The sequence below is a fragment of the Streptomyces sp. HNM0574 genome (assembly GCF_012726235.1).
In the GTDB taxonomy this organism is placed as follows: domain Bacteria; phylum Actinomycetota; class Actinomycetes; order Streptomycetales; family Streptomycetaceae; genus Streptomyces.
The window spans coordinates 59,885-84,702 of record NZ_JAASAH010000010.1; the positions used below are offsets into that span (position 1 = coordinate 59,885).

Below are 24,818 nucleotides of genomic sequence, written 5' to 3' on the forward strand. Positions count from 1 at the left end.
CGGGCCCGGTGCGGCAACGGCCCGTCGGAGAGCGGCGGGTAGCATCCCCTGCATGGCTGGAGAACCGCAGGCCGACTGCCTGTTCTGCAAGATCGTCGCGGGTGAGGTCCCGGCGACGGTCGTCCGGGAGACGGAGACGACGGTCGCGTTCCGCGACATCAACCCCCAGGCGCCCACCCACGTCCTGGTGATCCCGAAGGCGCACCACCGGGACGCGGCGTCGCTGGCCGCCGCCGACCCGCAGCTGATGGCCGACATACTGCGCGAGGCGGGCCACGTCGCGGACGACGAGAAGCTCGACCCGGCGGACGGCAACCCCGGTACGGGCTACCGCGTCGTCTTCAACACCGGCGCCGGTGTGGGCCAGACCGTCTTCCATGTGCACGCGCACGTGCTCGGCGGCCGCGGCCTCAACTGGCCTCCCGGCTGAGCGGGTTGAGCCTGTGTCCGTACGCGAACTGGCCGTCCTCGGCACCGCGAGCCAGGTCCCGACCCGGCGCCGCAACCACAACGGCTACGTGCTGCTCTGGGACGGCCAGGGGCTGCTCTTCGACCCCGGCGAGGGGACGCAGCGGCAGATGATGCGTGCGGGTATCGCCGCGCACGACCTGACGCGGATCTGCGTCACGCACTTCCACGGCGACCACTCGCTCGGGCTCGCGGGCGTCGTCCAGCGGATCAACCTGGACCGGGTGCCGCATCCGGTCCGCGCGCACTACCCGGCGAGCGGTCAGCGCTTCTTCGACCGGCTGCGCTATTCGACGGCCTACCGGGAGACGGCCGACATCCGGGAGGAACCGGTCGCCGCCCCCGGCGTGCTGGCCTCCCCGGGGCAGCCGGAGGCGCCGCCGTTCACGCTCTCCGCCGAGCGGCTCTCGCACCCCGTCGAGGCGTTCGGCTACCGGCTGGCCGAGCCCGACGCGCGCCGGATGCTGCCCGGGGAGCTGGCCGCGCGCGGCATCACAGGGCCCGACATCTCCCGCATCCAGCGCGAGGGCGAACTGCGGGGCGTGCGGCTGGAGGAGGTCAGCGAGCCGCGTCGGGGGCAGCGGTTCGCGTTCGTGATGGACACCCGGCTGTGCGACGGGGTGTACGCGCTGGCCGAGGGCTGCGACATGCTCGTCATCGAGTCGACGTTCACCGACGAGGACGAGCCGCTGGCCCGCGAGTACGGGCACCTGACGGCCGGTCAGGCCGGGCGGGTGGCGGCCGAGTCGGGGGTGCGGAGCCTGGTGCTGACGCACTTCTCGCAGCGTTACTCCGACATGGCCGTCTTCGCCGCGCAGGCGCGCGAGGCCGGGTTCGAGGGCGAACTGACCGTCGCGGAGGACCTGATGCGCGTCCCGGTGCCCAAGCGCCGCTGACGCCGGGGGAGTTACGGTCGTCCCCATGGGTCCCGCGCTCACCTCCGTACCCGGCCGGAACGAGGCGCGGATCGGCGGCCGCCGGTTCGTCTGGCACGACTCGGGCGGCGCGGGGGTGCCGCTGCTCGCGCTGCACGGCACGTTCGGCCGCGGCGCCGTCTTCGACGGGCTCGCGCGCCGGCTCGCCGGCCGCGTCCGCTTCCTCGCCCCGGACCAGCGCGGCCACGGCGAGAGCGCACCGGCCGGGGACTTCGGGCGGGACGCCTTCGTGGCGGACGCCGCCGCGCTGCTCCGGCACCTGGCGGGCGGGGCGGCGCTGCCGGTGCTGGGCCACTCGCTGGGCGGCATCACGGCCTACCAGCTGGCCGCCCGGCACCCGGAGCTGGTCGCGGCGCTGGTGGTGGAGGACGTCGGCCCCGTCATGCGCCGCCCGGAGATCGCGCACCCGGTGCTCGACGTCCGCGGCTGGCCCCGTACCGCCGCCTCGCGGGAGGCGCTCGCCGGGGCGCTGGCGGAGCGGGGTGTGCCGGACGCCGGGTACTTCCTGCTGAGCGCGGTCCGGGACGAGGCCACCGGCGGGGTGCGGCTGCTGTTCGACTGGGACGAGATGACGGCGGTGCAGGCGGGCGGCGTCGGTGACTGGTGGGCGGACTGGCTCGGCTCGCGCTGCCCGGCGCTGGTGCTGCGCGGCGGGCGGAGCACGCTGCTGCCCGCGCCGCTGGCCCGGGAGATGGCCGGACGCAGGCCGGGCACCCGGCTCGTGGAGTTCCCGGGGGCCGGGCACTGGCTGCACGACGACGACCCGGACGGCGTCGCCCGCGCCGTCGCCGGGTTCCTGGGCCGAGCCGTCCGCACGCCTCGGGACCCCGCGCGGCCTGCGGATACGGTGGACGCGGAGCGAGAGGAGGAGAGGGAGTGACCGAGCGTACACAAGCCGCCGGCGCCCCGCGCACCAGACGGGTCTCCCCGAAGGGGGACGGCGCGTCCCTGACCCCGCGTACGAGGAACCCGCGGGGCCAGGGGGAGCGGCTGCGCGAGGAGCTGTTGCAGGCCACGGAGCGGCTGCTGGAGCAGGTCGGCAGCGAGGACGCGCTCTCCCTCCGCGCGGTCGCCCGCGAGGTCGGGATCGCCGCGCCCAGCATCTACCGGCACTTCTCCGACAAGACCGAGCTGGTGTGGGCCACGCTCGCGCTGAGTTACGAGCGGCTGTCCGCCGCGATGGAGGAGGCCGGCGCCGCGGCGCCGCCGGAGGAGCCCGTGGAGCGGCTGCGGGCGCAGCTGCGGACGTACTGCCGTTACGCGGCGCAGAACCCGGCGAAGTACCGCCTGCTGTTCGACACCCGGCAGACCCCCGTCGACTCCGAGCGGCTGCACGACCACCCGGCGGGGATGCTGCTGCGCGGCTGGCACCGGGCGCTGGAGCGCTGCGAGGACGCGGGCTGGCGGGTGCGCGGGACGCGCGCCGAGGCGCCGTACGTGCTGTGGGCCGGGGTGCACGGGCGGGTGTCGCTGTGGCAGGTCATGCCGCGGCAGAAGGACACCGGGCGGCTGGACGGCTACGTCGACGAGCTGCTGGGCCTGCTGCTGGAGCGCTGAGCGCCCGGCCGGGACGGGTGTGGCCCGGCCCGATGTGTCCGCACACCGTGCGCTGTTCCCTTTCCGGGGGCGGGAGTTCACCCGCCCCCGCTTACGTGTGCCCTACAGATACAGTCGTAAGCTAACGCCTGTAAGTTCAACCTCGCCTCGCAAGGAGCGGCATGAACGCCCTCGCCCCCGCGCCCCTGCCCGTGGAGCCTCCGGCCGGCTGTCCCTTCGAACCGCCCGCCGGGCTCGACGCCCTCCGCGCCGAACAGCCCGTCTCGCGGATCTCGCTGCCCGACGGCGGCCGGGCCTGGCTCGTCACCCGGTACGCGGACGCCCGCGCCGTCCTCGGCGACCAGCGCTTCAGCTCCGACACCACCCGTCCCGGATACCCGCTCAGCGGCATGACCGGCGGAGCGCCCGTCTCCGGAGCGGCGCGCGGCTTCATCCGCATGGACCCGCCGGAGCACACCCGGCTGCGCCGGATGGTCACCCGCGAGTTCATGGTCAAGAAGGTCGAGGCGCTGCGCCCCACGCTCCAGCGCTTCACCGACGAACTGGTCGACGCCATGGAGCGCACCGCGCCCGCCGACCGCCCCGTCGACCTCGTCGAGGCCCTCGCGCTGCCGCTGCCCTCGCTCGCCATCAGCCTGCTGCTCGGCGTCCCCTACGAGGACCACGAGCTGTTCCAGCGGCTCACCGGCAAGCTGCTCTCCCGCGAGGTCCCGGACGAGGAGCGCGCCACGGCCCGCGGTGAACTCGTCGCGTACCTCAGTGCGTTGGTGAAGTCCAAGGAGGCCGAGCGCGGCGACGACATCCTCAGCCGGCTGCTCACCGACCAGTACGACGAGGGCGGGCTCAGCCACGAGGAGGTCGTCTCCTTCGCCGCGCTGCTGCTCATCGCGGGGCACGAGACGACCGCCAACATGATCGGCCTCAGCGCCCTCAGCCTCATGCTCGACCGGGAGACCGCGGACCGGCTGCGCGAGGATCCCTCGCTGATCCGGGGCGCCGTCGAGGAACTGCTGCGCTTCCACAGCATCATCCGCAACGGCCCGCGCCGCGCCGCCACCGAGGACGTCGAGGTGGGCGGGCAGCTGATCCGCGCGGGCGAGGGCGTCGTCGTCGCCGTGCCCGCGGCCAACCGGGACGGGGAGACCTTCGCCGACCCGGACCGGCTCGACGTCTGCCGCCCCAACGCGCAGCACCACGTCGCGTTCGGCTACGGCATACACCAGTGCCTGGGCCAGGCGCTGGCCCGCGCCGAACTCCAGGTCGTCATCGGGACGTTGCTGCGACGACTTCCCGGACTCCGGCCCGCGGTCCCGCTGGAGGAAGTACCGTTCCGCACCGACATGGCGATCTACGGCTGCCACGAACTGCCTGTCACCTGGTGACAACCCTTCACGTCCAAGCATCAACCACCTGATTCCGTAAGGAAGTTCACCGTGCAGATCACCCTTGACGCCGACAAGTGCTGCGCCGCCGGTCAGTGCGTGCTCGTCGCCCCCGAGGTCTTCGACCAGCGGGAGGAGGACGGCGTCGTGGAACTGCTCGACGCCGCCCCGCCGGCCGAGCAGCACGACGCCGTCCGCGAAGCCGCCGCCCTCTGCCCCGCCGCGGTCATCGAGGTGCGCGAATGACGGCTGCGCCTCCCGGCACGGGCCGGATCGCCGTCGTCGGCGCCTCGGCCGCCGGGCTCGCCGCCGTCGAGACCCTGCGCCGCACCGGCTGGGACGGCGCGCTCACCCTCGTCGGCGACGAGCGGCACCTCCCGTACGACCGGCCGCCGCTGTCCAAGCAGGTGCTCTCCGGCGCCTGGGAGCCGGAGCGGACGGCGCTGCGCTCCGCCGAACAGCTCGGGACGCTCGACCTCGACCTGCGCCTCGGCGTCCGGGCCGAACGCCTGACCCGCGCCGCGGACGGTGCGGGCTGGCGCCTCGCGCTGGACGACGGGACGGTCCTCGACTGCGCCGGCGTCGTCGCCGCCACGGGCGTGCGCGCCAGGACGCTCCCCGGCGACGGGGAAGCGGACGTCGAGGGCGTGCACCTGCTGCGGACCCTCGACGACGCGCTCGGCCTGCGGGCCCGGCTGGCCGGCCCCGGGCACCGCCTGGTGGTCGTCGGCACCGGCGTCCTCGGCACCGAAGCGGCGGCCGTGGCAAGGGAGTCGGGCCACGAGGTGGCCCTCGTCGGGCCCGACGCGCACCCGATGGCGCGGACCCTCGGCGAGGACACCGGACGGCTGCTGGCCGAGGAGCACCGGCGGCGGGGCGTGGCCCTGCACACCGGCAGTCGCGTCGCCGCCGTCCTGGCCGAGCGGGGCCGGGCCACCGGCGTGCGGCTGGACGACGGCACGACGCTGCCGGCCGAAACCGTGCTCGTCGCCGTCGGCTCCGAACCCGCCACCGGCTGGCTCGACGGCGAGGACGGCCTCGACCTCGCCGACGGCATCGGCTGCGACGCGTACTGCGCCGCCGCGCCCGGCCTGTACGCGGCGGGCGACGTGGCGCGCTGGCACCACCCCGTGCACGGGCGCGCGCTGCGCGTCGAGCACCGGATGAACGCCACCGAGCAGGGCATGGCCGCGGCCCGCAACCTGCTGGCCGAGCTGGACGGCGAACGCTTCGGCGCCCGGCGGGAGTTCGCACCCGTGCCGTACTTCTGGTCCGACCAGTACGCGCTCAAGATCCAGGCGTACGGGGAGCTGGCCGGGGACGGGGCCGAGCTGCTCCGGCTCGGCGAGGACCCGCTCCGGGCGGTCGCGCTGCACGGGCGGGACGGGCTCGCCACGGGCGTCGTCGGCGTCGGGCTTCCGCCGCGGGTGACGCGGGCCCTGCGGGGCGTGGTGGCGGCGCCGTTGCCGTGGGACGAGGCGCGGGGGCGCGTCCGCGAGGTCGTCGGCTAGGGGCGCGTCGCGGGGTGCGGGGTGCACCGTGGTTGTTCGCGCCGTTCCCCGCGCCCCTTTGCGGGGCGCGGGGAACGCCGTCAGGCGGTCAGTTCGGTGAAGCGGGTCATGCCGATGTTGCCGCCGGAGATGATGACGCCGACGCGGTCGGGGAGCGGGTCGATGTGGCCGGCGAGGAGGGCGGCCAGCGCGGTCGCGCCGCTCGGCTCGATCACGATCTTCAGCCGCTCGAAGGCCAGCCGCATCGCCGCGAGGATCTCGGTGTCGCTCACCAGCGAAATCCCCTCCGCGAGCCGCTGGTTGACCGGGAACGTCAGCGCACCGGGGGTCAGCGCGCCCTGCCCGTCCGCGATGGTCTTCGGCACCCCGTCGAGCGAGACGCGGTGCCCGGCGGCCAGCGAACGGGCGGTGTCGTCGCCGAGTTCGGGCTCGACGCCGATCACCCGGATGTCCGGGTGCAGGCCCTTCGCCGCCGTCGCCGTCCCCGCGAGCAGCCCGCCGCCGCCCACCGGGGCCAGCACCGCGCCCAGTTCGCCCGTCTCCTCCAGCAGCTCCAGCGCCACCGTGCCCTGGCCCGCCATGACGTGCGGGTCGTCGTACGGCGGGATCACCGTGAGGCCCTGTTCCCCGGCGATCCGCTCGCCGATGGCGACCCGGTCCTCGGCGTACCGGTCGTAGGTGATGACCTCGGCGCCGTAGCCCCGCGTCGCGTCGAGCTTCGTCTGCGGGGCGTCCTCGGGCATCACGATGACGGCCTTGCTGCCCAGCTCGCGGGCGGCCAGGGCGACGGCCTGCGCGTGGTTCCCCGAGGAGTACGTGGCGACCCCGCGCGCCCGCTCCCGCGGCGAGAGCCGGGAAATGGCGTGGTACGCGCCCCGGAACTTGAAGGCGCCGACCCGCTGGAAGTTCTCGCACTTCAGGAACGTCTCGGCCCCCACCAGCCGGTCCAGCGTGCGGGACTGGAGAACCGGGGTGCGGTGGGCGACGCCCTTCAGGCGGGCGGCGGCGTCGCGGACGTCGTCCAGCGTGACCGGAGGCGTGGGGCTGCTCATGGGCCGGGGTGCTCCTTCATCTCTTCCGACGTGCGGTGCCCGGCACGGCCCGGCGGGCCGTGCCGGAAGGTGCGGCACCCAGTACACCCGACGTCAGGGCAGGTAGTACATCGGATTCGGCAGCTTGTACGTCCGCTCGGCGTGGCCGCCGCGCAGGTCGCTGTGCTGGTCGCCGAAGCTGCCGACGATGTCGTAGCCGCCGGACTCGATGTGCGCCCGCGTGCCGGACTTGTACTCGACGGTCGTGCAGTCCGTGCCGCACTCCAGGTACGGCGGCGGGTTCTTCTCGTCCTTGAGGAAGAAGTGCCCCCGGTCGGTGGGCACTTCGTAGCCCGCGTTCTTCAGGTTCCGCACGCTCCAGTCGCGCTGGTGCTCCTTGCGGCCGGTGAGGAAGAAGACCTCGACGCCCTTGTCGTGCGCCCAGTTGACCAGTTCCGGCATCCCGAAGACGGCGGGCATGTCGGTGGTGCGCAGGTACTCGTCCTGGGCCTCGTCGGAGAAGGCGTAGTCGACGCGGCGCTCGAAGTTGTAGGTGAGCAGCGTGGTGTCGTCGACGTCGAGCACGATCGCGGGACGGTCGTCCCGCTTCTCGCCGCGCGCGGCGAGCTCGCCCGCCAGCTCGGTACGCGCCCGGTCGGCGATGCCGCGCACCTGCTTCGCGTAGTTGCTCCGGGGCGAGGCGTGGTGCTCGCCGTCGCCGGTCTCGACGTCCCCGTAGTACGCCTCGATGCGGTCCTTGACGGTGTCGAGGTTCGGTATCTCGCGGTCGGTGGCCGGTACGGCGTTCCCGGCCGTCGCCTGGCCGGCCCCGAAGAGCCCGCCGCCCGCGAGGACGGCCGCGACACCGACCGCGGCGATCCGGCCGCGGCGGGGCAGTGCGGACAGCGGGCGGCGGGACGTACGAGGGGACATGCGCGCTCCTGTGCGGGGAAGACGGTCTGTTCCGAACGTGTGGCGCGGGGCGCCGCCGAGGAACGTAGCAGGGGTCACGAGCGGGGTCTACGCGCGGAGATGTACTTTCCTGCAAAAGGTCATCTTTCGCGGTAGGTCGGTCGACTGACGGCCCGTCGGGCGGCAGAGTGGTCGCAGCGAAAGCGCTGGTCGCCGAAGCGCCGCCGGGTTCCGGACGTGCCGGACCGGAACCCGCGGCGCCGGGCAGCACGCCGGACCCACGGCCCGTGCCCGGGCGGGGTGACGCACGGCCCGCGATCGCAGCAGGTACAGCCGGAAGACGGAGGACCGTAAATGGCACAGCAGGTACGGGGCGTCATCGCGCCGGGCAAGGACGAACCGGTACGGGTCGAGACGATCGTCGTCCCCGACCCGGGGCCGGGCGAGGCCGTGGTGAAGATCCAGGCGTGCGGGGTGTGCCACACCGACCTGCACTACAAGCAGGGCGGGATCAACGACGAGTTCCCCTTCCTCCTCGGCCACGAGGCCGCGGGCGTCGTGGAGTCCGTGGGCGAGGACGTGGACGAGGTCGCGCCCGGCGACTTCGTCGTCCTCAACTGGCGTGCGGTGTGCGGTCAGTGCCGCGCCTGCCGCCGCGGCCGCCCGCAGTACTGCTTCGACACGCACAACGCCCGGCAGCCCATGACGCTCACCGACGGCACCGCGCTCTCGCCGGCGCTGGGCATCGGCGCCTTCGCGGAGAAGACGCTGGTCGCCGCCGGGCAGTGCACCAAGGTCGATCCGGAGGCCGACCCGGCCGTCGCCGGGCTCCTCGGCTGCGGCGTGATGGCGGGCATCGGCGCCGCGATCAACACCGGTGAGGTCGGCCGCGGCGACACCGTCGCCGTCATCGGCTGCGGCGGCGTCGGCGACGCGGCGATCGCCGGGGCCAGGCTGGCCGGCGCGGCGCGGGTCATCGCCGTCGACATCGACGAGCGGAAGCTGGAGACCGCCGCCTCCATCGGCGCCACCCACACCGTCAACTCCCGCGCCACCGACGCCGTCGCGGCGATCCGGGAGCTGACCGGGGGCTTCGGCGCGGACGTCGTCATCGAGGCGGTCGGCCGCCCCGAGACCTACGAACAGGCCTTCTACGCACGGGACTTGGCCGGCACGGTCGTCCTCGTCGGCGTACCCACCCCCGACATGCGGCTCGAACTGCCGCTGCTGGACGTCTTCGGCCGCGGCGGAGCGCTCAAGTCCTCCTGGTACGGCGACTGTCTGCCCTCGCGGGACTTCCCCATGCTGATCGACCTCTACCGCCAGGGACGCCTGGACCTGGGCGCCTTCGTCACCGAGCGGATCGGTCTCGGGGACGTCGAGAAGGCGTTCGCGCGCATGCACGAGGGCGACGTGCTCCGCTCGGTGGTGATGCTCTGATGGCCGTCCGCATCGACCAGCTCGTCACCTCCGGCACCTTCTCCCTCGACGGGGGCACCTGGGAGGTCGACAACAACGTCTGGATCGTCGGCAACGACGACGAGGCGATCGTCATCGACGCGGCGCACGACGCCGAGCTCATCTACCGCGCCCTGGACGGCCGCACCCTGCGCGCCATCCTGTGCACGCACGGGCACGACGACCACATCGACGCCGCACCCGCGCTCGCCGACCGCACCGGGGCCCCCGTCCTGCTGCACGACGACGACCTGCCGCTGTGGAAGCTGACCCACCCGGACCGCTCCCCGGACGCCTCGCTGGAGGACGACCAGGTCATCGACATCGCGGGCACCGAACTCTCGGTGCTGCACACCCCGGGCCACGCGCCCGGCGCCGTCAGCGTCTACGCGCCCGGGCTCGGCACCGTCTTCACCGGGGACACGCTCTTCCAGGGCGGCCCCGGGGCCACCGGACGGTCCTTCTCGGACTTCCCGACCATCGTCCGCTCCATCCGCGAACGGCTGCTCACCCTCCCGCCCGAGACGGTCGTCCGCACCGGGCACGGCGACTCCACGACGATCGGGGACGAGGCCCCGCACGTCCAGGAGTGGCTGGACCGCGGGCACTGACAGCCGGGCGCGGCAGGAAACCGGGGCGGTCCGTCGGGTACGGGCCGCCCCGCCGCGTGCCGGGGCGCCGTGCTGTGCTGGGGTGGGCGGGGGCGTGCCCGCGTCCGCCCCGTTCCGTCCGCCGCCGAGAGGAACCCCGCGTGTCCCTGCGCCACCACGAGATCGCCGAAGCCCGGAGCCGTCTGCTCAACCCGCTCACCGAGGACAAGCTGCGGACCCTCGGCGAGGCCGTCCGTCCCCGCGAGGGACAGCGGCACCTCGATCTGGCCTGCGGGAAGGGCGAGTTGGGCGCCCGCTGGGCACAGGAGTACGGGACGAGCGGCGTCGGCGTCGACATCAGCAAGGTGTTCCTGGACGCGGCCGCGGCGCGCGCCGCCGAGCTGGGCGTCGCCGGCCGGCTCGCCTTCGAGCGCGGCGACGCGGGGGAGTACCGGGCCACCGGCCCGGACGCCGCCGGCTTCGACCTGGTCACCTGCCTCGGCGCCACCTGGATCGGCGGCGGCCTGAGCGGCACCCTCGACCTGATGCGCCGCTCCCTCCGCCCAGGCGGGACAGTCGTCGTCGGCGAGGTCTACTGGAAGGCCGAGCCGTCCGACGAGGCGTGCGAGACCCTCGGCCTGGAGCGCGACGACTACGCGGACCTGATCGGCACCGACGCGCGGTTCGAGGCCGCCGGCTTCGAACTGATCGAGATGGTCCTCGCCGACGGCGACAGCTGGGACCGGTACGTCGCCTCCCAGTGGCGCACCATCAGCGACTGGCTGCTCGCCAACCCGGACTCGCCCGACGCCGCCGACATGCGCACCTTCCTCCGCCAGTCCCGCTCCTCCCACCTCGCGCACGGGCGCGACGTCCTCGGCTGGGGCGCCTTCGTCCTCCGTCCCACCCGCTGAGCCGCCGCCCGGCACCGGCCCGGCTCCCGGCCGGTGCTGGCCCGCCGGTGGCCGGACGGGGTACACCTGTCCTCAGGTGTGGCGGCCAGGTGTGTGGCGGCCAGGCGTGGCACGGAACGGGAGCGCACGGTGAGCACGGGCAACGGCAGGACACCCCGGGACGGGAACCCCACGGACGGCGGCTCCCCGGAGTGCGGCGGGGCGCCGCACGCCGGGTTCGACCCGCTCGCCGCCGTGCGCGGCCCCGGCGACCCGGCCTGCGACGTCTACCTGACCGGAACGGTCTTCCTCGACATCATCTTCACCGGCCTCGACTCGGCCCCCGTACGCGGCACCGAGTCCTGGGCGCGCGGCATGGGCTCCAGCCCCGGCGGCGTCGCCAACATGGCCGCCGCGCTCTCCCGGCTCGGGCTGCGCACCTCGCTCGCCGCCGCCTTCGGCGACGACATGTACGGCGACTTCTGCCGCGAGGCGCTCGGCCGCGGCGAGGGCATCGACCTCGCCGCCTCGCACACCGTCCCCGGCTGGCACTCGCCCGTCACCGTCTCCATGGCGTACGAGGGCGAGCGCACCATGGTCTCGCACGGGCACGCGGCCCCGCCCAGGGAGGCCGCCACCGCCTATGACCCGCAGGCCCCCGGCTGCCCGCCGCCGGCCCGTGCCTGCGTCGCCTCGCTCGTCCCCGGCGACACCCAGGAGTGGGTGGCCACCGCGGCCCGCCGGGGCAGCCGCGTCTTCGCCGACGTCGGCTGGGACGACACCGGCCGCTGGGACCTGGCCGAGCTGCCCGACCTCGCGCACTGCGAGGCCTTCCTGCCCAACGCGGAGGAGGCGATGCGCTACACCGGCACCGACTGCCCCCGCGCCGCCGCCCACGCGCTCACCCGGCACGTCCCCGTCGCCGTCGTCACCCTCGGCCCGGGCGGCAGTTACGCCGTGGACGGGCGCACCGGCGAGAGCGCCGAGGTCCCCGCCGTCCCGGTCGAGGCGCTGGACACCACGGGCGCCGGGGACGTCTTCGTCGCGGGCTACGTCACCGGCGCCCTCGCGGGCTGGCCGCTCGCGGACCGGCTGGCCTTCGCGGGGCTCACGGCCTCGCTCTCGGTGCAGGAGTTCGGCGGCTCCCAGTCGGCTCCGGGCTGGGCGGAGATCGCGGGCTGGTGGTACGGCACCGGGGAGGGCGGCGGCGGCCTCCCGCCCGGGGAGCGGGCCCGGTACGCCTTCCTCGACGCGCTCCTGCGGGGCTGCACCCGCCCCGCGCCGCTCCGCCGGGCCGTCCCCACCATCGGCTTCCGCCACTCCTGACCCGCGCTCCCCGGTGCGCCCGGGCGCGGGCGGGCATACGGGGAGCGGGAATTGCGTTCTGCTGTGTCACAGGCGCGTCGTAGGCTGGATGGCCCAGGCGCCGAACGCGACGCGGCTCCTCGAGTGAGAGAGGGATGAGCAGGGCCTTCAGGCCGCCCATGACGCAGACAACGACGAACCAGGCGGAATCGCCGCAGGCGACAGCCCGCTTCACTGTCCCCGCCAAGCACCCGATGGTGACGGTGCTGGGTTCCGGAGACTCTCTCCTGCGCGTGATCGAGAGGGCCTTCCCCGGCGCCGACATCCACGTCCGGGGGAACGAGATCAGCGCGACGGGCGAGGCCGGGGAAGTGGCCCTCATCCAGCGCCTGTTCGACGAGATGATGCTCGTCCTCCGCACCGGCCAGCCCATGTCGGAGGACGCGGTGGAGCGGTCCATCGCGATGCTGCGGGAGCAGGAGAGCGGCTCGGGTGCCGTGCAGGAGACCCCGGCCGAGGTGCTCACCCAGAACATCCTGTCCAACCGCGGCCGGACGATCCGCCCCAAGACGCTCAACCAGAAGCGCTATGTCGACGCCATCGACAAGCACACCGTCGTCTTCGGCATCGGCCCCGCCGGTACGGGCAAGACGTACCTGGCGATGGCGAAGGCCGTGCAGGCCCTCCAGGCGAAGCAGGTCAACCGCATCATCCTGACCCGCCCCGCGGTCGAGGCGGGGGAGCGGCTGGGCTTCCTGCCCGGCACCCTCTACGAGAAGATCGACCCGTATCTGCGCCCGCTCTACGACGCGCTGCACGACATGCTCGACCCCGACTCGATCCCGCGCCTGATGGCCGCGGGCACGATCGAGGTGGCGCCGCTGGCGTACATGCGGGGCCGCACGCTCAATGACGCGTTCATCATTCTCGACGAGGCGCAGAACACCAGCCCCGAGCAGATGAAGATGTTCCTCACCCGGCTCGGCTTCGACTCGAAGATCGTCGTCACCGGTGACGTGACGCAGATCGACCTGCCGGGCGGCACCAAGAGCGGCCTGCGTCAGGTGCGGGAGATCCTGCAGGGCGTCGAGGACGTCCACTTCTCGGAGCTGACCAGCACCGACGTCGTCCGGCACAAGCTCGTCGGCCGTATCGTCGACGCCTACGACCGGTACGACGACAGCCACGGCACGTCCAACGGCGCCGCACCGGCCGGTTCCGGGTCCGACGGCCACAAGAGAACCGGCAGCGGTGCCGGTCCCAGCAACGGAAAGCGCTGAAGACAAGAACATCATGGCGATCGACGTCAACAACGAATCCGGCCGCGAGGTCGACGAGCAGGCGATCCTCGACATCGCCCGTTACGCGCTGACGCGGATGCGCATCCACCCGCTCTCCGAGCTCTCGGTGATCGTCGTCGACAGCGACGCCATGGAGCAGCTGCACATCCAGTGGATGGACCTGCCGGGCCCCACGGACGTCATGTCCTTCCCGATGGACGAGCTCCGCCCGCCCGAGCGGGACGAGGACGAGCCGCCCGAGGGCCTGCTCGGCGACATCGTGCTGTGCCCCGAGGTCGCCGAGCGGCAGGGCGCCGACGCACCGACCCAGCACTCCATGGACGAGGAGCTCCAGCTGCTCACCGTGCACGGCGTGCTGCACCTGCTCGGGTACGACCACGAGGAGCCGGGCGAGAAGGCCGAGATGTTCGGCCTCCAGTCGGCGATCGTCGACGGCTGGCGTGCGGAGCACGGCCTGGAGGGTCCGTCACCGGCCCCCACGACGACCTCGTGAACGTCCAGCTGATCGCTTCCGCGGTCCTGCTGGTCGTGGTGGCCTGGCTCGCCGCCTCCGCGGAGGCGGGCCTGGCCCGTACGACGAGCTACCGCGCGGAGGAGGCGGTGCGCCAGGGGCGGCGCGGGGCCGAGCGGCTGGCGGTCGTCGCCGCCGACCCGACCCGCTATCTGAACCTGGCGCTGCTGGTCCGGGTCGCCTGCGAGGTGGCCGCGGGCGCGATCGTCACGTACGCGTTCCTGGGTGTCTTCGCCGAGACGTGGGAGGCGCTGACGGTCGCCATCGCGGTGATGGTGCTGGTCAGCTATGTGGCCATCGGCGTCTCGCCGCGCACCATCGGCCGCCAGCACGCGCTGAACACGGCCACGGCCGCGAGTTATGTGCTGGTGCCGCTGGCCCGCATCCTCGGCCCCGTTCCGCAGCTGCTGATCCTGCTGGGCAACGCGCTCACGCCCGGCAAGGGCTTCCGCAAGGGCCCGTTCGCGAGCGAGGCCGAGCTGCGCGCCATGGTCGACCTCGCCGAGCAGGAGTCGCTGATCGAGGCGGAGGAGCGGAAGATGGTGCACTCCGTCTTCCAGCTCGGCGACACCCTGGTGCGCGAGGTGATGGTCCCGCGTACGGATCTGATCACCATCGAGCGGTTCAAGACGATCCGCCAGGCACTGACGCTGGCCCTGCGCTCCGGCTTCTCCCGCATCCCGGTGGTGGGCGAGAGCGAGGACGACGTCGTCGGCGTCGTCTACCTCAAGGACCTGGCCCGCAAGGTGCACATCAGCCGGGACGCCGAGAGCGAGCTGGTGTCCACCGCGATGCGCCCCGCCGCCTTCGTCCCGGACACCAAGAACGCGGGCGACCTGCTGCGCGAGATGCAGCAGGACCGCATCCACGTGGCGGTCGTCGTCGACGAGTACGGCGGCACGGCCGGCGTCGTCACGATCGAGGACATCCTGGAGGAGATCGTCGGCGAGATCACCGACGAGTACGACCGCGAGCTGCCGCCCGTCGAGGAGCTGGGCGACGGCTGCTACCGCGTCACCGCCCGCCTCGACATCGGCGATCTGGGCGAGCTGTACGACCTGGTCGGCCTGGACGACGAGGACGTGGAGACGGTCGGCGGGCTGCTCGCGAAGTCCCTCGGCCGGGTGCCGATCGCGGGCGCGCGGGCCACGGTCGACGTCACCGAGGACCGCTCCGACCCGACGCTGACCGCGCTCCGGCTCACCGCCGAGGCCCCGGCGGGCCGGCGGAACCGGATCGTCACCGTCCTCGTCGAGCCGGTGCGCGCCTCCCCCGAGGACGAGCCGGACGGCGAGCGGCGGGAGCCCGGCGAGGAGGGGCCGGAGTCCCGCGCCTGAGTTCTCCGGCGCGGCGGCCCGGGCGTCCGGCCCGGGCCGCCGGTGTCATCCTGTGGGCATGACACCGGACGAGCTGCGCGCGAGCTGCCTCGAACTCAACGGCGCGTACGAGGACTTCCCGTTCACCCCCGAGATGTCCGTCTTCAAGGTCGGGGGGAAGATCTTCGCGATCAGCGCGCTGGACGGGGAGCCGCTGCGGGTGAGCCTCAAGTGCGAGCCCGAGCTGGCGGCGCAGCTGCGCGAGGCGCACCCGGCCGTCGTCCCCGGCTACCACCTCAACAAGCGGCACTGGAACACCGTCACCCTCGACGGCTCCCTCGACGACCGGACGCTCCGCGACATGATCGAGGACTCCTACGACCTCGTCGTCGCCGGCCTGCCCCGGACCGAACGGCTCCGCCTCGACCGCGCCTGAGGGCCCCGGTGACGCACCGCATATGCTCGCTGGCATGACTGACCAGGCCCCGGAGTCCGTTGACCCCGAAGACCGCAAGATCCTGACGCTGGCCCGCAGCGCCCGCGCCCGCAACTCCGTGCCGGAGGGCGCGGCCGTGCGGGACGAGACGGGGCGCACCTACGTCGCGGGCACCGTCGCGCTGGAGTCGCTCCGGCTGAGCGCGCTCCAGACCGCCGTCGCCATGGCCGTCGCCTCCGGAGCCGAGTCGCTGGAGGCCGCCGCCGTCGTCAGCGAGGCCGCGGAACTGCCCGCCGGTGACCTGGCGGCCGTGCGCGACCTGGGCGGCGCGGGCACCCCCGTACTGCTCGCGGGCCCCGACGGCACCCTCCGCAGCACGCTCGACGCGGGCTGACCCGCGTACCCGCCCGCGCGGGGCCCCGGGACGCTGGTCCGGGGCCCCGCGCGGATCAGGGACAATGGTGGCCATGAACGCACCTTCACCCGCCCCCGAAGCCGCTGCCGACGAGAGGCCGCACCGCTCCGGTTTCGCCTGCTTCGTCGGCCGCCCGAACGCGGGCAAGTCGACCCTGACCAACGCGCTCGTGGGCACGAAGGTCGCGATCACGTCCAACCGCCCGCAGACCACCCGGCACACGGTGCGCGGCATCGTGCACCGCGAGGAGGCGCAGCTCGTCCTCGTCGACACCCCGGGCCTGCACAAGCCGCGCACGCTGCTCGGCGAGCGGCTGAACGACGTGGTCCGCACGACGTGGGCCGAGGTCGACGTGGTGGGCTTCTGCCTCCCGGCCGACCAGAAGATCGGCCCCGGTGACCGGTTCATCGCGGGTGAGCTGGCGCAGCTGAAGAAGCGGACGCCGAAGGTCGCCGTCGTCACCAAGTCCGACCTCGTCGACTCGCAGGCGCTGGCGGCGCAGCTGCTGGCGATCGACCAGCTCGGCAGGGAACTCGGCATCGAGTGGGCCGAGATCATCCCCGTCTCCGCGACCCACGGTGACCAGGTGGGGCTGCTGGCCGACCTGCTCGTCCCGCTGCTCCCCGAGGGCCCGCAGCTGTACCCGGACGGCGACCTCACGGATGAGCCGGAGCAGGTCATGGTCGGCGAGCTGATCCGGGAGGCCGCGCTGGAGGGCGTCCGGGACGAACTGCCGCACTCCATCGCGGTGGTGGTGGAGGAGATGCTGCCGCGCGAGGGCAGGCCGGTGGACAAGCCGCTGCTGGACATCCACGCCAACATCTTCCTGGAGCGCCCCAGCCAGAAGGGCATCGTGATCGGCCCGAAGGGCAAGCGCCTGAAGGAGGTCGGCTCGACCTCGCGCAAGCACATCGAGGCGCTGCTGGGCACCCCGGTCTACCTGGACCTGCACGTCAAGGTCGCCAAGGACTGGCAGCGCGACCCGAAGCAGCTGCGCCGCCTCGGTTTCTGAGCGTCACGCCGCGGCTCCGCCGGGTGAACGGGCCTACGCCGAGCCCTCCTTGAGCACGCGGCTGATCAGCGTGGACTGGGCCTCGGTGAGCCGGGGGTCGGCGCAGTAGCCGGGGGCGCCGTCGGCCTCGATCTCGTAGGAGAAGCCGTCGGGCACGCCCACGGGGCGTTCCTCGTGGGACTGCGCGAGCGCGTCCCGTACCAGCGTGGTGAGTTCGTCGGCGTCGGGCCGGCCGGAGGTGTCGAGGACGGCGCGGCGGGTGAGGCCGCCGAAGCCGCCGGTGCGGGTCACGGTGATACGCATGGGCTCATCCTGAAGGTGCGGCGGGTGCGGAGTGAAGGGCCCGGCGCCCCGGCTCGTCACCCACGCGGGGCACCGGGCTCCTCACCAGTGTCGGGTCACCGCCCGTGCGCCGCCTCCGCTGGCGTGACCCCCACCTGGGACCAGCACTTGGTGACGGCCTCGTGCTCGTCGCTGTCCGCCCCGTAGCGGTCGGCGGCGCGGGCGAGGGTGACGCCGGCGAAGGCCGCGAAGTCGGCGTCCTTGGTGAGTGCTTCGGAGGTCAGCGCGTCGTACCAGATCTGTCCGGCGCGCTCCCAGGCGTGGCCGCCGAGGGCGGTGGCCAGGCGGTAGAAGGCGTGGTTGGGGATGCCCGAGTTGATGTGCACGCCGCCGTTGTCGGAGCCGGTCTCGACGTAGTCCTCCATGGTGGCGGGCTGCGGGTCCTTGCCGAGCTGGTCGTCGTCGTAGGCGGTGCCGGGGGCCTTCATCGAGCGCAGGGCCTCGCCCTGGACGCGGTCGGTGAGCAGGCTGTCACCGATCAGCCAGTCGGCCTGGTCGGCGGTCTGGCCGAGCCCGTACTGCTTGATGAGCGAGCCGAAGACGTCGGAGACGGACTCGTTGAGCGCGCCGGGCTGGCCGAAGTAGTCGAGGTTGGCGGTGTGCTGGGTGACGCCGTGGGTCAGTTCGTGGCCGATGACGTCCACGGGGAGCGTGAAGTCGCGGAAGATCTCGCCGTCCCCGTCGCCGAAGACCATCTGGTCGCCGTCCCAGAAGGCGTTGCCGTACTTCTCGCCGTAGTGCACCGTCGCGACGAGCGGCATGCCCGCGTTGTCGATGGACCAGCGCGAGTAGACGTCGAGGTACAGCTTGAAGGTGGCGCCGAGGCCGGCGTAGGCGCGGTTGACGCTGCCGTCGTCGACGGGCTCCTCGCCCTCCTCGCGGACCTTCGTGCCGGGCAGCGTCTCGGTGTTCTCCGCGTCGTGGATGGCGCGTTGCGGCTTCTTGTCCGCCGCGTCGCCGGCCGCGGCGCGTGCCGGGCCGAGCGGCATGCGGACGGTGGTGATCCGGCGGCGGGTGCGCTCGCGGGCGTCGCGTTCGAGGGTGCGGCGGGCGGGCTCGTACAGCAGCGGGTCCTCGGACCGGGCGATCCGGTCGAGGATGTGGGGCGGAACGATGGTGCAGAAGACCGGGTGGTGAGCGCGGTGTGAGTCCATGTCCCGCAATGTGGCACTGGGTAGGCACCTTGTCACTCCCCGCTGTGGGAATTTGGCTCGAAGGGGGCGGGGGCAGGAACGGTTGATCTCACAGTCTCGCGGGCGTGCCGGATCCTCCGTGATCCCGCATAGTGATACGGGACTTGGCAGTCGGGGGTGCTCGGTTAAGGTGTAGGCATCATGCGTTTCGGGCTGCTTCTTCTTAGCTGCCGCGGCGAGGGTCTGTAGTCGTTCGGCCGACCCCCTCCCCGCGGAGTCCGGTGTTGCCACCGTCGGCCCTCGAAGCCCACCAGCGGAGCCCCTCCGCACACAGGAGCCCACGCATCATGACTTCCTCCGACTCCATGATCGGACGCCCCACCCCCGTCACCGCCGACACCGTCCGGCAGCAGCCCTCGGGGATGCCGGTCCACAAGTACGGCCGGTACGAGGCCGTGGACATCCCCGACCGCACCTGGCCCGAGCAGCGCATCACCAAGGCGCCCCGCTGGCTGTCCACGGACCTGCGGGACGGCAACCAGGCCCTGATCGACCCGATGTCGCCCGCGCGCAAGCGGGAGATGTTCGATCTGCTGGTGAAGATGGGCTACAAGGAGATCGAGGTCGGCTTCCCCTCCTCGGGGCAGACGGACTTCGACTTCGTGCGTTCCATCATCGAAGAGGACGCGATCCCCGAGGACGTCACCATCTCGGTGCTGACGCAGGGCCGCGAGGAACTGATCGAGCGCACCGTCGAGTCGCTGAAGGGCGCCCGCCGCGCCACCGTCCACCTCTACAACGCCACCGCCCCCGTCTTCCGCGAGGTCGTCTTCCGCGGCAGCCGCGAGCAGGTCAAGCAGATCGCCGTCGACGGCACCCGCCTGGTGATGGAGTACGCGGAGAAGCTGCTCGACGAGCGCACGGCGTTCGGGTACCAGTACAGCCCCGAGATCTTCACCGACACCGAGCTGGACTTCGCGCTGGAGGTCTGCGAGGCCGTCATGGACGTCTGGCAGCCGGAGGCCGGGCGCGAGATCATCCTCAACCTGCCCGCCACCGTGGAGCGTTCGACGCCGTCCACGCACGCGGACCGCTTCGAGTGGATGCACCGCAGGCTGTCCCGCCGCGAGCACGTCTGCCTGTCCGTTCACCCGCACAATGACCGTGGCACGGCCGTCGCCGCCGCCGAACTGGCCGTCATGGCGGGCGCGGACCGCGTCGAGGGCTGCCTGTTCGGCCAGGGCGAGCGCACCGGCAACGTCGACCTGGTGACGCTGGGCATGAACCTCTTCTCCCAGGGCGTCGACCCGATGATCGACTTCTCGCAGATCGACGAGGTGCGCCGCACCTACGAGTACTGCAACCAGATGGAGGTCCACCCGCGCCACCCGTACGCGGGCGACCTGGTCTACACCGCCTTCTCCGGCTCCCACCAGGACGCCATCAAGAAGGGCTTCGAGGCGATGGAGGTCCGCGCCGAGGAGCAGGGCCGGAGCGTCGACGAGCTGGAGTGGGCCGTCCCGTACCTGCCCATCGACCCCAAGGACGTCGGCCGCTCCTACGAGGCCGTCATCCGCGTCAACTCGCAGTCGGGCAAGGGCGGGATCGCCTACGTCCTCAAGGGCGAGCACAGCCTGGACCTGCCGCGCCGGATGCAGGTCGAGTTCTCCAGGATCATCCAGGAGCGCTCGGACAGCCAGGGCGGCGAGGTCACCCCCGCCGACATCTGGGAGGTCTTCCAGGACGAGTACCTGCCCACGCCGGAGAAGAGCTGGGGCCGCATCGCGCTGCGCACGGCCCAGACCTCCACCACCAGCGCGGGCCAGGACGCCCTGACCGTCGAGGCCGTCGTCGACGGGCAGGACGCCGTGCTCCAGGGCGTCGGCAACGGCCCGCTGGCCGCCTTCTTCGACGCGCTGCACGCCGTCGACGTGGACGTACGGCTGCTGGACTACGTCGAGCACACGATGAGCGAGGGCGCCGGATCGCAGGCCGCCGCGTACATCGAGTGCGCCATCGACGGCAAGGTGCTGTGGGGCGTCGGCATCGACGCGAACATCGTCCGCGCCTCGATCAAGGCCGTCATCTCCGCGGTGAACCGCGCCCGGCGCTGAGCCGCGCGCCCGGCCGCCGGCGCGGGTGACCGCGTCCGAGAGGCCCAACCGGCCCCCGTCCGCCGTGCCTTCGGGCGCGCGGGCGGGGGCCGGCCGCATGTGGACGGAACGGTGGGGCGATGTGGCGGGCCGGTGCGGTGCGGAACCGGCCGAATCCCGGCAGAGGTGCTGACGTGGCGTCACGGCTGTGGTTAACATCACGTTCACCCGGCAGCGTTGCCGGATCGTGACGGAGGTGCGGCGTGAGGCGTTCCCACGGCTCCCGGCGGGGAGACCGGCGAGGTCAGAGCCCCGATGCGCGCGTGGCAGGCACGCGCACCAGTTGGCGCACCACGGGGGACGGCGAGTTCTTCTGCCCGGCCTGCGGCGGTGACCGCAACTACCGCCGCCGCGAAGGACAGCGCCGGTACGTGCTGCTCGGGCTGCCCCTGATGTCCCGCGGCCGCACCGGCCCGGTCCTCGAATGCGCCGCCTGCCGCGGCCACTTCGCGACGGACGCGCAGCACCACCCCACCAGCAGGCGCCTGTCGGCCATGCTCCGCGACGGGGTGCACGCCGTCGCCCTCGCCGTCCTCGCCATCGACGGCGCCGCCTCCGCCGCCACCCGCCAGGCCGCCGTGGACGCCGTGCGCGGCGCGGGCTTCCCCGGCTGCTCCGAGGAGCAACTCCTCGCCCTGCTGGCCGCGTTCGGCGGCTGCGACGGGTTCGACGGCGCGGGCGGCGGCGAGCCGGCCGCCGCGGTCGGCATCGAGCTGCACGAGGCGCTGGCCCCGCTCGCCCCGCACCTCGCCCGCCAGGGCCGCGAGGGCCTGCTCCTCGCCGGTGCCCGGATCGCCCTGGCCGACGGGCCCTACCAGGAGGCCGAACGGGACGTCCTGGGCGCGGCGGGCGTCGCCCTGAACCTCCCCGCCGCCGACGTCGGCCGCCTCCTCACCGAGGCGGCCCGCACCCCGTCCTGAACGGGCCCGAGTACGGGTCTCAGGCCCCCGCGTAGACCCGGGAGGCGAACTCGGCGATCTGCGCGTCACCGAGGTTCCTGGCCAGATCGGCCTCCGTGATCATCCCGATCAGCCGGTGCCCGCCCCTGGTGTCGATCACCGGGAGCCGCTTGATCCGGTGCTCCTCCATGGTCCGCAGCACCTCACCGGCGTCCGCCTCGGCGTCCACCCAGTACACCTTCCGCTCCAGCGTCCCCGCCTGCACGCTCGCCGGATCGATCCCCTCCGCACAGCACAGCACCACGATGTCGCGGTCGGTCACCATCCCCACCAGACGGTTGTTGTCCCCGCACACCGGAAGCGCCCCCACCCCCAGATCCCGCATCAACCTCGCCGCCTCCCGCAACGAAGAATGCGCCCCGACACACCGCGCCTGAGCAGACATGATGTCCCTGGCTCGCATGGCTCCTCCGATCCTCGCGACGTCCCCTTCGAGCACACCACGGGGGTGGGGGGCTCGCAGGTGGGGAGGGGGCCGGACGCAGGTCTACGTGGTGCTCCGGCCCGCTGTGCGGCGGCGGCCCAGTCGGACGTGGGTTGTCATGACGCCGGCAGGGGCGGCGAAGGCGCCTGCCGCGGCCAGCCAGCCTGCGGTTCCCTCGGCGTAGCCGGCCGGGGAGCCCGCGCCGGTTGCCAGGAGCAGCGCGCACACCCCGGCTGTCGCGAAGCCGAGCAGTGCGGGGCGGTGGTCCGTCCAGCGCCAGGACACGTACGGTCCCACCGCGCGCAGGCCGTGCGGCGAGGCGAAGGGGTCGGACGCCTCCTCGCCGTCCGTCAGCGCGGAGGCCGGGGCCGTGCCCCGCAGGTAGCGCTTGCCGTCGAGCAGGAGGAAGGCCGTGACGTCGCGGTCCGGGGCCTCGTCGTCCGCCTGGCGCGGCCAGTACAGGTGGCCGGTCCGTCCGTCGAGCGTCACGGACAGGGCGTGCGCGTCGAGGCCCCGGTCCATGGTCAGTTCGACGAGGCCGCCCTCCGGCGCGATGAGCCGGAGCGTTCCCGGAGTTGCGTTCTCCCCGGGAGCCCCGAGAACGCGTACGCGCCTGCGCAGCACGCCGCGCGGCGCCGTCCTGAGGCTCTCGCTGATACCGGTCGGCCCCGTCAGCGCGATGGCGCCGGTGACGGTGACGACGGAGACCACCGCGGCCGTGACCACCAGGGCCAGCTGGCCCGGCGCCGCCGACTCGCCCACGAACGACCGGAGTTCGCCTTCGCCAGTGCCGAACCTGGCCCCGCCGTCGGGCGCTTGCCCGTCGTACAGGGCCCAGACCGTGCCGCCCTTCCGCAGCGGGTCGTTCGCCCGGACCGTGACCCGGTACGTCGCGCGCGTCCCGTCGTCCGGCAGTGCGGCGGTGATCTCGGAGAGGTGGTACGTGCTGCCCTTGGAGCCGTGCTTCTCCTCGACGCCGTGGACCTGACGGACGGTGGCCCGCGCCACCGTCGGGTCGCCCTCCTGCACCGACTCCATCCAGGGGCTGCTGTTCCACGCCGCCTGCATCAGCAGCCACAGCGGCACCAGCGGCACCGCCATGGCGCCGCAGGCCCACGCGGTCGACCGGGCCGGCCACCATCCCCGCGTCCGGCCCGCGTCGGCCGGCGGGACGACGTGCCGACGGCGCCCCGCCGCGGCCCGCCACACCCAGACGCCCGCGGCCACGGCCGCCAGTCCGAGTGGAACGAGCAGGTCCCAGCGGGGGTACGGGGCCAGCGGCCGGGCCACCAGCCGTACCGTCAGCCAGCACACGGCCGCCCAGCCGACGACGGCGGCACCGACGAAGCCCGCGTCCCGGTGTCTCAACTCCGTTGCCCTCCAGTGTCTTTCAGCGCGCGACGCGTTCCGGGTCGGCCGGATCGAAACCGTCCGTCTCCTCCCGCAGCGCGTGCAGGGCACGGGTGCGGTTGCGCGCCGTGAGCCACTGGCCGGTGGCCGGGGCGGCGAAAAGCAGCACCAGCAGGGGAGTCAGCAGCCAGTCGGCGCCGCCGGACCCCAGGCCGGTGGCGAGGAGCACCGCGCAGCCGAAGCCCAGCACGGCGCCCGCCACGCCCGGCCTGTGCAGCCCGGGCCGGTGGACGGTGTACGGGCCGACGGCCCGGAAGCGGTCGATGTCCTCCGGCACGTGCTCGTGCCGGACCACTCCTTCCCGGTCGCCGCCGAGCCCGGAGGCCGGGACCGTGCCGTAGAGGTAGCGCCCGTCGTCGAGCAGCAGGACGGCCGGGACCCCGAGTTCGGACGGGCCGTCCGCCTCGCCGGTCGGCCAGTACAGCCGTCCCGGTGCCGCGCCGAGGTCGGAGGCGAGGGCGTCGGGCGGCAGGCAGCGTTCGACGAAGAAGGAGACCCGGTTGCCGCCCTGGCTGGTCAGTACCAGCGCGGGCCGGACGTCCGATCTCCGGTAGCCCGAGCGGGTCTTGGGCGCCCGGATCCAGTAGCGCCCCGCGCTCACCGAGCCGACCCGCAGCGGCACCGACGCGCACCCGCCGGAGGCGCACCAGCCGGTGAGGCGCTTGCGCGGGGAGGGCTGCCGGAACTCGTGCACCCCGAGCCCGGCGAACAGCAGGAGCGGGAACAGCACCGTCCAGAGGACGTTCAGCGGGAGCGGACCGCCCGTCAACGCGTCGACCTCGGACCGGCTGCCCAGAATGACGCCCAGGGACGGGTCGTCCGGGGCGTGCAGGGCCCAGGTGGTGTCGCCGGGGGCGGGAGGCCGGGCCGTGACCAGGTCGCCGGTTGCCGAGGCAGGTTGCTCACCTTCGGGCAGCGCCACGGTGGCTTTGGAGTAATACCGCGTGAGCTGCTTCGAGTCGACCCGCTCGACGTCCTCGACGCTCAGGATCTGCACCCGTGACGTCTCGAACCCCTCGGAGAGGATGGCCTGTTGCTGCTCCGAGGCGCTGGTCACCGACAGGGTGAGCACGAGCGCGGCCGTACCGGCCAGCCCTGGCCCGAGGTAGGCCACGGCCTGCCGCCGCGCAGGCCACCAGCCCCGCCGAGGACGCCCCGCGCCCACGCCGCCCCCGCGCACCCGCACCCACCAGGCCACCGCACCGGCCCCCGCCAGCGCGAGAAGCCCCAGAAAGTCCCAGCGCGGATAGGCCCCGACACTCCGGAGGACCCCCACACACGCCAGCAACAGCAACGCCACCCAGGCCACCAGCCAGAGGGGGGTACGGGTGCGGTCCGGTTTGATCACGCCTGCGCGTCCGTGT

The 24,818-nt window shown here is 73.3% G+C and carries 26 protein-coding genes; 19 read left to right on the top strand and 7 right to left on the bottom strand.

Going from position 1 to position 24,818, the window contains the following annotated elements:
* Nucleotides 1-52: 52 nt before the first annotated feature.
* The 7 genes from HCC30_RS18055 to HCC30_RS18085 all read left to right on the top strand — a co-directional run bounded on the left by HCC30_RS18055 (nucleotide 53) and on the right by HCC30_RS18085 (nucleotide 5,853).
* Nucleotides 53-430, top strand: a complete 378-nt coding sequence (locus HCC30_RS18055) for a histidine triad nucleotide-binding protein (RefSeq protein WP_169443619.1) — start codon at nucleotides 53-55, stop codon at nucleotides 428-430.
* A gap of 13 nt (nucleotides 431-443) precedes the next feature.
* Entirely contained in the window at nucleotides 444-1,364 is a 921-nt protein-coding gene (locus HCC30_RS18060; RefSeq protein ID WP_169443620.1) for a ribonuclease Z, read from the top strand.
* Nucleotides 1,365-1,389: 25 nt separating this feature from the next.
* Nucleotides 1,390-2,283 (top strand): alpha/beta hydrolase, encoded by an 894-nt coding sequence (locus HCC30_RS18065; RefSeq protein WP_169443621.1) that lies wholly within the window; start codon nucleotides 1,390-1,392, stop codon nucleotides 2,281-2,283.
* Entirely contained in the window at nucleotides 2,280-2,960 is a 681-nt protein-coding gene (locus HCC30_RS18070; protein ID WP_346776678.1) for a TetR/AcrR family transcriptional regulator, read from the top strand. Before HCC30_RS18065 ends, HCC30_RS18070 begins: the two co-directional genes overlap by 4 nt.
* Before the next feature lie 161 nt (nucleotides 2,961-3,121).
* Nucleotides 3,122-4,342 (top strand): cytochrome P450, encoded by a 1,221-nt coding sequence (locus HCC30_RS18075; protein ID WP_169443622.1) that lies wholly within the window; start codon nucleotides 3,122-3,124, stop codon nucleotides 4,340-4,342.
* A 51-nt stretch (nucleotides 4,343-4,393) separates the two neighbouring features.
* Nucleotides 4,394-4,588 (top strand): ferredoxin, encoded by a 195-nt coding sequence (locus tag HCC30_RS18080; RefSeq protein WP_169443623.1) that lies wholly within the window; start codon nucleotides 4,394-4,396, stop codon nucleotides 4,586-4,588.
* Entirely contained in the window at nucleotides 4,585-5,853 is a 1,269-nt protein-coding gene (locus HCC30_RS18085; RefSeq protein ID WP_169443624.1) for an FAD-dependent oxidoreductase, read from the top strand. Before HCC30_RS18080 ends, HCC30_RS18085 begins: the two co-directional genes overlap by 4 nt.
* A gap of 80 nt (nucleotides 5,854-5,933) precedes the next feature.
* Here HCC30_RS18085 and HCC30_RS18090 read toward each other — a convergent pair whose 3' ends face one another.
* Complete coding sequence (locus HCC30_RS18090) at nucleotides 5,934-6,905, bottom strand: pyridoxal-phosphate dependent enzyme (RefSeq protein ID WP_169443625.1); 972 nt, start codon at nucleotides 6,903-6,905, stop codon at nucleotides 5,934-5,936.
* A 93-nt stretch (nucleotides 6,906-6,998) separates the two neighbouring features.
* Nucleotides 6,999-7,817 (bottom strand): HAD family acid phosphatase, encoded by an 819-nt coding sequence (locus HCC30_RS18095; RefSeq protein ID WP_169443626.1) that lies wholly within the window; start codon nucleotides 7,815-7,817, stop codon nucleotides 6,999-7,001.
* Nucleotides 7,818-8,150: 333 nt separating this feature from the next.
* On the opposite strand from HCC30_RS18095, the gene HCC30_RS18100 reads away from it, so the two are divergent.
* The 10 genes from HCC30_RS18100 (at nucleotide 8,151) to era (ending at nucleotide 17,033) form a co-directional block, all read left to right on the top strand.
* Entirely contained in the window at nucleotides 8,151-9,236 is a 1,086-nt protein-coding gene (locus tag HCC30_RS18100) for an S-(hydroxymethyl)mycothiol dehydrogenase (RefSeq protein WP_169443627.1), read from the top strand.
* A complete protein-coding gene (locus tag HCC30_RS18105; protein ID WP_169443628.1) occupies nucleotides 9,236-9,865 on the top strand; it encodes an MBL fold metallo-hydrolase in 630 nt (209 codons plus the stop codon). The genes HCC30_RS18100 and HCC30_RS18105 overlap by 1 nt, the downstream gene beginning before the upstream one ends.
* Before the next feature lie 140 nt (nucleotides 9,866-10,005).
* Nucleotides 10,006-10,758 carry a methyltransferase domain-containing protein gene (locus tag HCC30_RS18110; RefSeq protein WP_169443629.1) on the top strand — a complete coding sequence of 251 codons (753 nt, stop codon included), beginning with the start codon at nucleotides 10,006-10,008 and terminating at the stop codon, nucleotides 10,756-10,758.
* A 234-nt stretch (nucleotides 10,759-10,992) separates the two neighbouring features.
* Nucleotides 10,993-12,063, top strand: a complete 1,071-nt coding sequence (locus HCC30_RS18115; protein ID WP_346776689.1) for a PfkB family carbohydrate kinase — start codon at nucleotides 10,993-10,995, stop codon at nucleotides 12,061-12,063.
* Nucleotides 12,064-12,221: 158 nt separating this feature from the next.
* Nucleotides 12,222-13,322 (top strand): PhoH family protein, encoded by a 1,101-nt coding sequence (locus HCC30_RS18120; protein WP_240979689.1) that lies wholly within the window; start codon nucleotides 12,222-12,224, stop codon nucleotides 13,320-13,322.
* A gap of 13 nt (nucleotides 13,323-13,335) precedes the next feature.
* A complete protein-coding gene (ybeY, locus tag HCC30_RS18125; RefSeq protein WP_169443631.1) occupies nucleotides 13,336-13,836 on the top strand; it encodes an rRNA maturation RNase YbeY in 501 nt (166 codons plus the stop codon).
* Nucleotides 13,833-15,191 carry a hemolysin family protein gene (locus HCC30_RS18130; RefSeq protein ID WP_169443632.1) on the top strand — a complete coding sequence of 453 codons (1,359 nt, stop codon included), beginning with the start codon at nucleotides 13,833-13,835 and terminating at the stop codon, nucleotides 15,189-15,191. The genes ybeY and HCC30_RS18130 overlap by 4 nt, the downstream gene beginning before the upstream one ends.
* A gap of 58 nt (nucleotides 15,192-15,249) precedes the next feature.
* Complete coding sequence (locus HCC30_RS18135) at nucleotides 15,250-15,606, top strand: MmcQ/YjbR family DNA-binding protein (protein ID WP_169443633.1); 357 nt, start codon at nucleotides 15,250-15,252, stop codon at nucleotides 15,604-15,606.
* A 22-nt stretch (nucleotides 15,607-15,628) separates the two neighbouring features.
* Nucleotides 15,629-16,000, top strand: a complete 372-nt coding sequence (locus tag HCC30_RS18140) for a cytidine deaminase (protein WP_169443634.1) — start codon at nucleotides 15,629-15,631, stop codon at nucleotides 15,998-16,000.
* 64 nt (nucleotides 16,001-16,064) lie between these two features.
* Nucleotides 16,065-17,033 carry a GTPase Era gene (gene era / locus HCC30_RS18145; RefSeq protein WP_206323987.1) on the top strand — a complete coding sequence of 323 codons (969 nt, stop codon included), beginning with the start codon at nucleotides 16,065-16,067 and terminating at the stop codon, nucleotides 17,031-17,033.
* 33 nt (nucleotides 17,034-17,066) lie between these two features.
* Here era and HCC30_RS18150 read toward each other — a convergent pair whose 3' ends face one another.
* Nucleotides 17,067-17,336, bottom strand: a complete 270-nt coding sequence (locus HCC30_RS18150; RefSeq protein ID WP_169443636.1) for a protealysin inhibitor emfourin — start codon at nucleotides 17,334-17,336, stop codon at nucleotides 17,067-17,069.
* Between the two features lie 95 nt (nucleotides 17,337-17,431).
* A complete protein-coding gene (locus HCC30_RS18155) occupies nucleotides 17,432-18,529 on the bottom strand; it encodes a M4 family metallopeptidase (RefSeq protein ID WP_169443637.1) in 1,098 nt (365 codons plus the stop codon).
* 326 nt (nucleotides 18,530-18,855) lie between these two features.
* Between HCC30_RS18155 and leuA the strand changes: the two genes are divergently transcribed.
* Together leuA and HCC30_RS18165 are read left to right on the top strand one after the other, a co-directional pair.
* Complete coding sequence (gene leuA / locus HCC30_RS18160; RefSeq protein WP_169443638.1) at nucleotides 18,856-20,622, top strand: 2-isopropylmalate synthase; 1,767 nt, start codon at nucleotides 18,856-18,858, stop codon at nucleotides 20,620-20,622.
* Between the two features lie 302 nt (nucleotides 20,623-20,924).
* A complete protein-coding gene (locus HCC30_RS18165) occupies nucleotides 20,925-21,581 on the top strand; it encodes a TerB family tellurite resistance protein (RefSeq protein ID WP_346776679.1) in 657 nt (218 codons plus the stop codon).
* A 19-nt stretch (nucleotides 21,582-21,600) separates the two neighbouring features.
* Here the strand turns inward: HCC30_RS18165 and HCC30_RS18170 are convergent, their stop codons facing one another.
* The 3 genes from HCC30_RS18170 to HCC30_RS18180 form a co-directional block, all read right to left on the bottom strand.
* The gene (locus tag HCC30_RS18170; protein WP_346776690.1) at nucleotides 21,601-22,035 is read right to left on the bottom strand and encodes a CBS domain-containing protein; all 435 of its coding nucleotides are present in this window, start codon (nucleotides 22,033-22,035) and stop codon (nucleotides 21,601-21,603) included.
* Nucleotides 22,036-22,107: 72 nt separating this feature from the next.
* On the bottom strand, nucleotides 22,108-23,412 hold the full coding sequence (locus HCC30_RS18175) for a hypothetical protein (protein ID WP_169443641.1): 1,305 nt from the start codon (nucleotides 23,410-23,412) through the stop codon (nucleotides 22,108-22,110).
* A gap of 22 nt (nucleotides 23,413-23,434) precedes the next feature.
* The gene (locus HCC30_RS18180; protein WP_169443642.1) at nucleotides 23,435-24,802 is read right to left on the bottom strand and encodes a hypothetical protein; all 1,368 of its coding nucleotides are present in this window, start codon (nucleotides 24,800-24,802) and stop codon (nucleotides 23,435-23,437) included.
* Nucleotides 24,803-24,818: the final 16 nt, after the last annotated feature.